The organism is Pseudomonas sp. IT-P176, from assembly GCF_949767245.1.
In the GTDB taxonomy this organism is placed as follows: Bacteria; Pseudomonadota; Gammaproteobacteria; order Pseudomonadales; family Pseudomonadaceae; genus Aquipseudomonas.
Genome location: NZ_CATKPN010000112.1, coordinates 69,789 through 81,024 on the forward strand (window position 1 = coordinate 69,789; position 11,236 = coordinate 81,024).

Genomic DNA, 11,236 nt, shown 5'->3' on the forward strand with positions numbered 1-11,236 from the left:
GCATATTCCTGGCCGTGAACGCAGTCGGCACTGTTTCAAGGGGCCGTCTGAATCGGCAGGGTCAACGCCAGGGTGTAGCCGCCGTAGTCGTTGATGGCCGAGAACTCCACCTGCAATCCTGCTTGCGGCTTGATGCCGTCCAGTGCATAGGTCTGACTGGACAGGGGAGCGAGCATTTCGGCGTTATGCAGGGCAAGCTGCTGGCCATTGCCCTTCACTTCGATGCGGGCGAAGGACACATGGAAAGGTGTTGGGTTGTTCACCCGCAATTGCGGTTTACCGTTGGCCAGTTCGATCGACCACTGCAGTTGCTTCAGGCTTGTGACGGGGTTGTCCTTGAGTTGGGCGGGCCGATAAAACAGTTTGATGCGAGTGCGCAACGCGATGTTCAGGACATTGCCTTCGTTGGCATTGGCCTGGGGGATTTCCTGGACATTGAAGTAAAACAACGACTCTCGATCCGTGGGCAGCGTATTGGGCAGTCCATTGATCTGGATGTGCTGCTCTTTGCCTGGATTGAGACGGAACAAGGGGGGGGACGGGATGAATGGCACTGCGGTGGTCGTATCATCGGCGGCCGTGTTGACCCAGGTTTGTACGGCGAAAGTCCGGTCGCTGGGGTTGGCGACGATCAGTGAAGCACTGCGCTTGTCGCTGTCGAATACCACGCGGGTACCATTGAGCGTCAAGGCTGCCTGGCTGGCTGGCAGGTAGGATGTCAGCATGAGCGCAGTCATGCAGGCAGCAAGGGTCGGGCGGGAAGTGGCCGCCTGCTTGATCAAGCCGAACATAGGTCTTTACCTTTTGCCCAGGAGAAAATGCAGACCTGGACTGTCGTGAGCAGCCCCTTGTTCACGACCGTGAGCAAGGGGCCGGGAGCGGGTATCAGTTGATGGCGACAATGAACTGGACATCGGCCGAAGCCGCGCCAGCAGTGACAGCGGCGGCGGTCGACCGGTAGTAGGCGTTGAACTCCAGGTCGGTCGTTGTGCCGACGTTCAGGTCATAGTCGGCCGAGGCGGCCCCTGGTGCGATCGAGGCACCGAGTTTGTCCCTGAGGGAAATGACCACGTTTTTCGCGCCGTCCAGTCCCGGCGTTACCGCAAAATAGGAGCCGGTTGGGTCGGCGGTACCGTTAAAGGTGGTATTGGCCACGCTGCCAGCTGTGATGTTGCAGCCTGGATCGCCGCTGACGCGAAGCGCAAAACGTTTACCGCCATGCTCCTGGCCCGCGGCGGTAAAGCGACTGGAATCGACACTGCCCATTTTCACCAGGTCGCCGACCTGGCCATCTTCCGGGTTGACGATTTGAATCGGGCAGGTACTGCTGGTGATCTTGCCCTCGAACTTGATGGTACCGGTGTTGGCGAATACCGAAGTGCCGATCAAACCGGCAGTCAGGCCTAACGAAAGTGCGAGTAGAGACTTTTTCAATGTGTAAATCCTTTTAGGTCAAATGGCGCCCGGCGTTGAAGGGTCGAGACAATGCCGTGGCATCGCTGTTTGAGAAGTGAGGTGTGAGGAACACCGGGTGTCTCGATGGGGGGCGATTCTAGAAAGCGCGGAGGAGGGTGGATATGAGAGAACTCTCAGTCTGGGGCTGCTTGTGTAAGTGATTGCGAATGGTCCAATCGGCCGTTCTCCCCGAGAGGGGGATGACTGCGTGGCGCCCTTGGATACAGGCCAAAATGAAAAATGCCCCGCATCTTGCGATACGGAGCATTTTCATCAATGGCCTGGTAACTGCCGGGTTTCAGATTGTCTGCTCAGGTGCGAATTTCAATGCGTCTGAGCAACTGTTTACGATCAACCCCACGGAGAGAGCGGATTTTTCCCCCACGGATTTAGTTGCGGATGAGCAATGTTGGTTGCCGTTTCCCCTTGCACTCCTTTATGCCAACCAAAAAACTTTATGATCCAGTGTTTGCGTTCCGGTTTGCTTGGCTCGGGAGCGACAGTTCCCCCAGAACTCTCATTGCCACTTCTGGACGCCGTCGTGCTTGTGCGCCTGATTGGATTGTTTTGATTACCGGACGAGGATGGTAAAACGTCCCAATCTTGTAGGGAGCCTCCATCAGATCCACTAGGTCCCCCGCCGCCAGATTGCGACCCCACCGTTCCAGAGCCGGCACCAACCGATCGAAACGACCCCACCGATCCAGAGCCGGCACCAGCAGATCGAGTCGACTTTATCGAGCCCGCGGTGACAGCAATACCTACACCCGCCCCCCCGATACTTGCCGACGAGGCGATCAAAGCTCCGACCGCAGATCCCCTCCCCCCGGCATTGGCAATCGTAGCGGCCACCGCCTTGGCCGCCGCCTTGGCCGCTGCTACCATCGCCACATGCGCCACCACTCTCGTAACCAGCCCCGCTCCGATGGTTACGGCGCTGCCCCCGAGGCCCGCCCACATGGCGATACTCATCATGTCGTCGTTCTCCTCGACAGTGGCATAGATCGCAACGGCCAATGCGCCGGCGCTGAGGACTATCCCGGCTACTCCGGCAACCAGCCCCAGGGACAGGCCGCCGGTAAACGGGGTAAACGCAACCGCGACCAGCGCAGCGACGACCATGCCCGCAACAGGGAGCCACTTCTGCCACCATTTTTGTTTAGGTTCTTCGATCGGGTCCACATACCCGGGGCCACCCGGACGACGAGAGTTGTCCGTTCGGTGCCCGCTGGGGTCACGGAAGGTGATGGGGTTGCCCAGGCAATAGGTGTACGGGTTGAGCCCGCCACTGCCGAACGGACTGAGTGAATCGGGACTATGGAAACGCATCAGGCCAGGGTTGTACGCTCGGTAGCCACGGCCCAGCAGGTACCAGCCGCTGGTTGCTTCCCGGACCTCGCCGTTGAACGCCAGCAAGGTTGTCAATTCATCGGCAGAGCTGCGTTCGCCATAGGCACTGTAGACGACCGTGTGCAGCTTGCCTTGCAGGCTTTCGCCAATGACACTGGGGCTGGCATCGGTCAGTAACAGTATTGTGCGCTCGTGGGTGTGGAGTTGTTGTTCACCCAGTGGCAGGTCGCCATGGAAGAAGTACTGGGTGTGGGTGCTGCCTTGAAGGGTATGACTCAGGGTGTAACCCTCGTAGTAACGCAGGGTTTCTTCCTGCTGACCCTCGCGCACGCTGATCAGATGGTTATGCCCGTCGTAACGGTAACGGCTGACAAGCTGTTCGCTGTCTGCTTCCTTGACGGTGAGCAGGCGTCCCTGACTGTCGTAGCTCAGTTGTCTGCCCTGTTCGTCATTGAGCATATGGCCGTCGGCGTCGTATTTGAATGTCTGATGCTCCTTGTAGCCGCCCTCCATGTAGGTATGGGTCACCTCCTTCAACTGGCAGGAATCGTCGTCGGCATAGGTGAATTTCGCCGTATCTTTGTGTCCGTTGGCGAATGTTGTAATGCACTGCTGGATATTATCCAGCGCATCGAATGTGAAGGTCTGGCGGGTGATTGTATTGCCATGGGCGTCCTTGGGCCGGATTTCGCCGGAGCAGGTGTGTCGTATGAGCCGTTTGCGCAGGTCATACATGAACTCCTCCTTGAGCAGGCTGCGTCCGTCAATGTGCAGGTGTCGGCTTTTGAGCTGGTCGTCGTCTTGCCAGGTCTGGGTGATGGTGCGCGTTGGCTGACCACTCAGGCTCAGGGTCCGCTCGATCTCCCGGCCGAGGGTGTCGTGTTTGAGCTCGGTTACCAGCGAAGCGTTACTCTGCAGATTGCTCGTGGTGATACGGTGACCTTGACCGAGCGCGTTGTACTCGAACTCGGCGTGCAGTGAGCCCTGGGTGGCACTTTTGGGGCGCCCATGGTCATCATAGTCATAGCGGGTATCCAGACCGTCGGTGTGGCTGCTGCTTAATGGCCGTCCTTGTAAAGAGCTGGTATGCAAGACGTCCTTTGATGCGTTGTCATTGTCTGTCCAGGTTTCTTTGAACAGGTCGCCGGTACCGGTGTAGGCGTACTGATACTTACCCTGGTCATTTGCCGCGGTGGAAAGGGCCGCGGTTTTTTGATCATAGCTGTAGCACGCCTCGCCGTCGGGTGTCTTGATGCTGGTGGGTTGCTCTGTCAGGTTCAAGTTGTATTCATAGTCGATGTGCTTGCTGGCCGGCGTGATTCGCCGACAGACCTGCATCTGCCCGGGCTTGTATTCGTAACGCTCCAGGCGTGGGCCGACCTTCAGTTCGGTTTGTCGCAACAGCCCGTCAAACGCCTGTTCGCCAGTTGTTACCGCAGGGAGCTGTTGATTGGCGGGTTGGATTTTCAGGCTGGTCGGCAATTCGCCGGTGAAATGCTCGGCAAAGGTTCGGCTGACGATTGTCTTGTCGGCCAGTGTTGTGCGGTAAATCCGCTCCCAGGCATCGTATTCGTAGGCGGTCGTACGTTCCAGGCCATCCATGTGTTCCTTTTGCTGGATGCAATTCCCATAGCCGTCATAGAGATACTCGACCGAACCGGCCGTCGGTAGTTCCTGGCTTGCAAGCAGCGCATTCAAGTGTGGCGTCACACTGCACTGATCGTCCTGGCCGCGACTCGCCAGAAGCCTCTCGTTCAAGCGCTCAGCGTCGAACCGCTGGACCTGGTCCGGTTTGCCAAAGCGGTTGAATTCACTTTGGCTCAATTGACTGACCTGCGGCGGGTCTTCCGCACTTTCGCGCCAGGTGCGTTCTATCGGTCCGGCGTTTCCGAACGGCGACAGATCGCTGACAGTCGCGGTGCCGTCCGGACCCGTCACCCGGGACTGATCGCCCCATGAGCTGTATTCAAAGTAGTTGTCCAGCGCCAGTGGTTGATCTACGAGCCAGTCCTGGGTGGTTTGTCGTATCAGATTGCCCAGCTCATCGTACTCGGCGGCATAGGTCTGGCGGAACTCATCCGGTTGCAGGCTGTTGGCGGTATTCTTGCGGCCTTCGTAGACGGACCGACCGACGCCGTCGAAGCGTGTACGGGTAGTCACGCCCTTGACATCGTCGACCTCCTGGCTGGCTTGTTGTCCGTCAAGCGAGGTCAGGTAGTATCGGTAGTGGCGCGAGGCCGCGAACTGGGGAGAATCCGGCGCGACGGTTTGCGTGATGACCCGATTCAACGCGTCGTAAACCGTTAGTGTGTATATGCCATTCGTATCCGCCTTCAATACGGGCAAACCAAAGAGCAGTGACTGCTGCTGGCGTAGGACTTTGCGCATATCGTTGCTGTTTTCTACGTGATCGAAGCCGGTTAAGGTTTCGACGATTTCCAGCACGTTCTCATTGGCCAGGGTGCTGTTGAATACATCGTACTTATAGGTAGTGGTGCTGCTCTTCTCGTTCAGGGTTTCGCTCTGACTGAATGGACGTCCATGCAGGAAGGGTTTTTGGGGCTCGTCGTAGCATGTGCGCAGCGTGTGCTTCAAGGTGGTTTCGTTGCTGCCTTGCACCTCTACCAACGACTCGCTGTCGTTCGTCAGCCACTGATTGAGTCCACTTCCATCCAGTGGATCCAGCGCTGTGTAGCAAAAGCGGGTGCGTAGCGTTGGTGCGGTTTTGCCGTCGTTTGGCATGGGCGAGGGGAAAATTGTGCTGTCCTTGCGGTTGCGGATAAAACCTTCCGGGTCGGCCGGGCAGCCGTCGCTGGCCTCTTTGGGGTAGTACGTATGAACAGTCTTGACGCCGCTGGGGTCGACTTCCTCAATCAGGTTACCGTTTTCGTCAAATGCGCTGGACGCGACTTCTGCACGGTATCGGGTCGAGTCGTTGTCCATCTCCCAACTGGTCGTGGTCGCTTTGGGCATCTGAAATTGGGGTACCTGACGCTCGAAGGGAATGTCTTGGGCGTAATAGGTGGTCGCCTCCCGTTTGACACAATGGTCCTGGGTGGTTTTTTCTTCGATCAATAAATGAAACCGGTTGTAGGTGCGATCGACCCAACGCACGTCTTTGCCGCCAGCAGTCAGGGTGGCGGTACTGCCGTATTCATAAGTATGGGGAACGTTGTAGAGAGGGTCCATTCCTTCTTCCCAACTGACCGTCTCCCCCGCCCCCAGGAAGTTTTTCGCCGAATACGTGTAGTTGACCTCCATCATTGGCTGTTCGAAGTCTGGGTAGGTGCGATGGCAGGTCACGCGCGGCAGGTTGGGCCGGCTAACGCTACCTGGATAGGGGTGCCCCCCGTCCCCGTACTCAATGGTGTCGAGGCCTCCCAGAGGTGTGTTGACTTTGTGCAGGCAGAGAATCCCGCGGATCGGCCCAGAGCCATAATCAAAACGCCAGGCAGCAGCGTCGGCGGTGGGCAATACGATGGCGGTGACCCAGCCGCTGCCATTCAATGTCATTTGATAACGTGCCAGCGGTTTGCCGCTGCCATCGTTGTCGGGTTTTATCAGTATCTCGACGGAATAATCTTCGCGATTGATCCGCAGCAATTCGCCTTGGGCATCACTGACCGACTGCAAGCGCTGGCCGCCCCGAAAGTCCGCGTACGTCAAACTGATGCTGTGGCCGGAGGGCGCGTAGATCCGGGTGGGCAATGCCACCCGATCATCGCTGCTGCCGCCGACGGTGAGGTCCTCGATCAACCCGGACTTGTGCACCACGCGGTAGGTGCCGTCCTGGTTGTTATAGAAATGGAAACTGTCGAGTTTCTTTTCCTTGATGGCCGGTTCGGTGCCGCTGCCGGTGACCTTGAAGGTCTCGCCGGTGCTCAGGGCCAGGATGCTGTTGTGGGGGGTGAACTGACTCAGGTTGAGGTTCCAGCCAAGACCAAAACCGGAATCCAGGATATTGATCGGATTGAAGCTCAGGCTCAATGCCGCGGCAGGGCCGCAGAGCCAGTTACTCTTGAGCTCGGGAAGACTGACGGACACCGTGTATTGTCCGGTGCGCGGGTCAACACCGTTTTGCAGGAAACTCATGAAACTGAACGCTTGTGAATGCACAGAACTGGACGTGGTCATGTTGTTTGGTCTCCGGAATAAACAGTGCCCGAGATTCGAGCAGGGTTCAGGGCATCAAGGTTGTGCAGGTACTGCGGAGGTTTCTGTCACCGATGAGGGCGGTGCTGCGGATGTCGTGATTCGTACGCAAGAAAGCCTATCTCGTATTATTCCTTCGCTGTTAACAAATCTGAGGATGAGTTGTAATCCCGGTCGGACGATGGCTCCGCGGACATAGCTTTTGAAGTATTCAAGTTCTATGTAGTCTGTAGTTGTTGATTTTTTAGTTGTTTTAAATTGGAAAATAAAACTTTCGCCGTTGTTGACGCAGGTAGGGCTGTCGGTAAGCGTTATTACAGTTGCGGAAGGGATTTCATTGAATTCGATATCCCGGGCAGTGTCGTTTTTGCAGGGCGATTTTGAGTCCATGAAGTTATAAGCTATGGTGTTTCCCGCTTCTGGAACGGGAAGAGCGCACTGAAATTTGTCTTTGTCCATGATCACAATCGTACCCCTGCGATCGCTGGGGGGGGGCGTTTCAGCTAATGTAAATCCCGCATAGGTAAGTTGGCTACAGATCAGCAGTCCATAGGCAGTTGCTTTGAAGTGGTCCATTGATCTTTACCTCATGTAAGGTCGCGCCAGAGAAAGAGTCCCGAATTAAATGTTATCAGTTGAATGTCGAGTGCAAAACTAGCAGATCTGTTAGTGGACAGGTGTGGGTATTGGGCATAGGGTTGGAGGATTTCTCATGGTGCATAGATCGCAAGTGTAATACCGGCCCAAGCAGAAAGCCCATGAACCAGAACTTCAATGCAGTGGCAGTGTCGCAGAGCCAGTTACTCTTGAGCTCGAGATTCGAACAGGGTTCAGGGCATCAAGGCTGTGCAGGTACTGCGGAGGTTTCTGTCACCGATGAGGGTGGGGCTGCGGATGTGCTGATGGCAATGCATGAAAGTCTATCTCTCACTATCTCGTGTCCCGGTTTAAGCCAGCGGTCTGTGAGTACTAATCCCGGCCGGACGATGGATCCGGGGACATAGCTTTTGAAGTACTCAAGCTCTATGTAGTCTGTGGTTGTTGATTTTTTAATTGTTTTGAACCTGAACCAGAAGTTTTCCTCCAGGTCGTTGGTGTTACAGAACGGACTGTCTGTAAGCAGTATTGTCGTTGCGGAAGGGATTTCATTAAATTCGATATCCCGGGCAGTGTTGCTTTCGCAAGGCGAGGTTATGGACAAGGGATAAACTACGGTCTGTCCCGCTTCGGGAACGGGAATGAAACACTGATGCTTGTCTTTGTCCATGATCCCGATCGTACCTCTACGATCGCTGGCGGTGGGTGTTTCGGCTAATGTAAATCCAGCATAGGTAAGTTGGCTACAGATCGCCAGTCCATAGGCAGCTACTTTGAAGTAGTCCATTGATCTTTACCTCATGTAAAGTCGCGGCAGAGGAAGAGTCCCGAATTAAATGTTATCAGTTGAATGTCGAGCGCAAAACTAGCAGAACTGTTAGTGGACAGGCGTGGGTATTGGGCATAGGGTTGGAGAATTTCTCATGGCGCATAGATCACAAGTGCAATACCGGCTCAAGCAGAAAGCCCATGAACTAGAATTTCAATGCAGTGGCGCTGCGGAGGTTTCTGTCACCGATGAGGGTGGTGCCGCGGATGTGCTGATCCTAACGCATGAAAGTCTATCTCGCACTATCTCGTGTCCCGGTTTAAGCCAGCGGTCTGTGAGTAGTAATCCAGGCCGGACGATAGCGCCGCTGACGTAACTTTTGAAGTACTCAAGCTCTATGTAGGCTGTAGTTGTTGATTTTTTAATTGTTTTGAGCGTGAACCAGAAGTTTTCCCGCGGGTCCCTGATGTTGCAGGAGGGGCTGTCTGCAAGCACTATTGTCGTTGCGGAAGGGATTTCATTGAATTCGATATCCCGGGCAGTGTCGTTTGCGCAAGGCGAGTTTGAGGCGGTAAAGTCATATAGTACGAACTTTCCCGCTGCGGGAACGGGAATGAAACACTGATGCTTGTCTTTGTCCATGATCCCGATCGTACCTCTACGATCGCTGGCGGTGGGTGTTTCGGCTAATGTAAATCCAACATAGGTAAGTTGGCTACAGATCAGCAGTCCATAGGCAGCTACTTTGAAGTAGTCCATTGATCTTTACCTCATGTAAGGATGTGGCAGAGAAAGAGTCCCGGATTAAATGTTATCAGTTGAATGTCGAGTGCAAAACTAGCAGATCTGCTAGTGGACAGAAGTGGGTGTTGGGCATAGGTTTGGAAGATTTCTCATGTTGCATAGATCGCCAGTGCAATGCCGGCCCAAGCAGAAAACCCATTAACCCTATCAGTGATTATGCATTTGGCAACCTAGCAGTTCTGCTAGTGGTCGGGGGCGTGGTCCTGGCGTAAAAGTACTCCATCACTAAATTCGTTTTTAGCTCAGATCAGAGCAGACGGATTATCAACTATCAGACGGGGTTAAAAAAATGGCAGATTTAAACCCTTTTCCGACGATCCCCGACCTTAAGGATGGCGACTGGATCGATCTGGATGAGTTGGGAGACAACGCCCTGCGCACGTACGTAAAGTACCCCGGTATTGCAGTCGGTCGGCATGTGATTTGGCCCAACTGGCTAGGATGTGGCGCCCTGGGCGAAACGGCTGACCACATTAACGCGAGAGTGGATGTGACGGAGGGGGGGGGGTATACCGTCGAGCGCGGGATGCCGGTGGACATCCCCAGCTATGTGCTCGCGATGTTGAATCAAGGCTGGGCATTCCTTTCCTACTCAGTCGCCAATATCAATGACCCGAACATTCGAGGGCCAGAGTCGCGGCGCAAATTCTGCTATGTCGGTAAACGACCTGCGCGCCTTGAAACGTTGCCCGTGGCGCAGATCAAGGAATCACATGGGCTTGCGCTTGATCCCGATGCCATTGGCAATGCCGGTGCCACTGCGGTCGTGCCGCCCTATGGGGCCATGAGCGTCGGTGACCGGGTCACCTTCACCTGGCAGGGGTACTACGCGGGTACACCTGAGTTTCCACACAGTGAAACGATAATACTCACAGCCGAACACCTGGGGCAGCCATTAAAATTCATGGTGCCTCAAATCGAAGTGATCATCATCGAGGGCGGGCACGCCGACGTCAGCTACAGCATTCGGTATGCCAATGGCGTGGGTGATCCTGGTGAGTCCGAGCGCCAGACCCTGCGGATCGAAAAGCCCGACTCCGTTCGGTTGCCGGCTATCGAGATCAACGACTATTCCGGTGGCCCGATAAATCCGGGGTATTACCCCGATGGCCTCACTCTGCGCATCGACCCTTCGTATGCAGGTATACAGCAAGGCGACTGGTTGATCGTTTATTGGACAGGCAGTCGGGCAGACAGAAGTGTCATCAAGTCGTTGAGAATCGATCGTTCGATCCTCGACCGTGGCCTGATCGAGCTTCATGTTGAATCCCAATGGCTGCTGGCCAATAACGGCGCTCGGGTGGCGCTCAGTTATCAGTACGCACGGGCCGGTACCGCGGAGTCAAGCGAGTCATTGTCATTGGACATCAGCAAGCCGTTGAATTTGCCAGCGCCCAGTGTCGAGAACGCCACCGCCAGCGGAGCGTTGCGCGGTGACCTGCTGGCCGATATCTATGGTGCCTACGTCAATGTTCCGTCAGAGGCCGAGACGGGCTCCGGCAAGGTTGAGATGCATTGGTTTGGTCATCCCAACAGTGGGCAGCACATCGCGCCGAGCCCCGTGGGCGGGACGGGCAGGCGTTATTTCATTCCTCACACGGCGATTGCCGCGAACATGTCGGACAGCGAAAGCGCGCGTTTTACAGTGTTCTATCGCGTGACGCAACCGGGGCAGGAAAAGGGCGAGGACTCCATCAAGTTCAACCTGTTGATCAAGCCGTTACCGAAAGAGAGATACCCAGACACGCAATGCAGCCAGGCTAAGGGTACTGAAACACTGCGATTGGTCAACGTGCCGGCAGCGGGAGCGGAACTGACGGTGGGCCGGTGGCCATTCAAGGCTGTAGGGCAGTTGCTGAAAATCGTCGCCAGGGGGACGAAAGCTGCAGGCGGTGGCTCGACTTCGATAATAGTGCGTAATGCGCTACCTGTTACGCCGGCCGAATTTATCAGCGATCCGATCAAGGCGAACTTGCCTAAAAGTTTTTTGCAGACACTAAGACTCAATGAGAACTTCACCCTTGAGGCCAGTGTTAGTTTCGATGGCGGTGAGACTTACTGGCCGTTTAAGGATGGCAATCTCAAGCTTACTACGTGAATCGATACTGG

At 55.5% G+C, this 11,236-nt stretch carries 7 protein-coding genes; 1 reads left to right on the forward strand and 6 read right to left on the reverse strand.

The window, feature by feature from the left end:
* Nucleotides 1–35: 35 nt before the first annotated feature.
* The 6 genes from ACM6IP_RS25530 to ACM6IP_RS25555 all read right to left on the reverse strand — a co-directional run bounded on the left by ACM6IP_RS25530 (nucleotide 36) and on the right by ACM6IP_RS25555 (nucleotide 9,082).
* Nucleotides 36–791: a molecular chaperone gene (locus ACM6IP_RS25530; RefSeq protein ID WP_095168422.1), complete on the reverse strand. Its 756-nt coding sequence runs from the start codon at nucleotides 789–791 to the stop codon at nucleotides 36–38.
* A 94-nt stretch (nucleotides 792–885) separates the two neighbouring features.
* Nucleotides 886–1,434, reverse strand: a complete 549-nt coding sequence (locus tag ACM6IP_RS25535) for a fimbrial protein (RefSeq protein ID WP_159995552.1) — start codon at nucleotides 1,432–1,434, stop codon at nucleotides 886–888.
* A gap of 372 nt (nucleotides 1,435–1,806) precedes the next feature.
* Entirely contained in the window at nucleotides 1,807–6,939 is a 5,133-nt protein-coding gene (locus tag ACM6IP_RS25540) for an RHS repeat-associated core domain-containing protein (RefSeq protein WP_414862561.1), read from the reverse strand.
* 54 nt (nucleotides 6,940–6,993) lie between these two features.
* Entirely contained in the window at nucleotides 6,994–7,533 is a 540-nt protein-coding gene (locus ACM6IP_RS25545) for a hypothetical protein (RefSeq protein WP_414862562.1), read from the reverse strand.
* A gap of 262 nt (nucleotides 7,534–7,795) precedes the next feature.
* Nucleotides 7,796–8,341 (reverse strand): hypothetical protein, encoded by a 546-nt coding sequence (locus ACM6IP_RS25550; RefSeq protein WP_414862563.1) that lies wholly within the window; start codon nucleotides 8,339–8,341, stop codon nucleotides 7,796–7,798.
* A gap of 195 nt (nucleotides 8,342–8,536) precedes the next feature.
* Nucleotides 8,537–9,082 (reverse strand): hypothetical protein, encoded by a 546-nt coding sequence (locus tag ACM6IP_RS25555; protein WP_414862564.1) that lies wholly within the window; start codon nucleotides 9,080–9,082, stop codon nucleotides 8,537–8,539.
* A gap of 334 nt (nucleotides 9,083–9,416) precedes the next feature.
* On the opposite strand from ACM6IP_RS25555, the gene ACM6IP_RS25560 reads away from it, so the two are divergent.
* On the forward strand, nucleotides 9,417–11,225 hold the full coding sequence (locus ACM6IP_RS25560; RefSeq protein ID WP_414862565.1) for a hypothetical protein: 1,809 nt from the start codon (nucleotides 9,417–9,419) through the stop codon (nucleotides 11,223–11,225).
* Nucleotides 11,226–11,236: the final 11 nt, after the last annotated feature.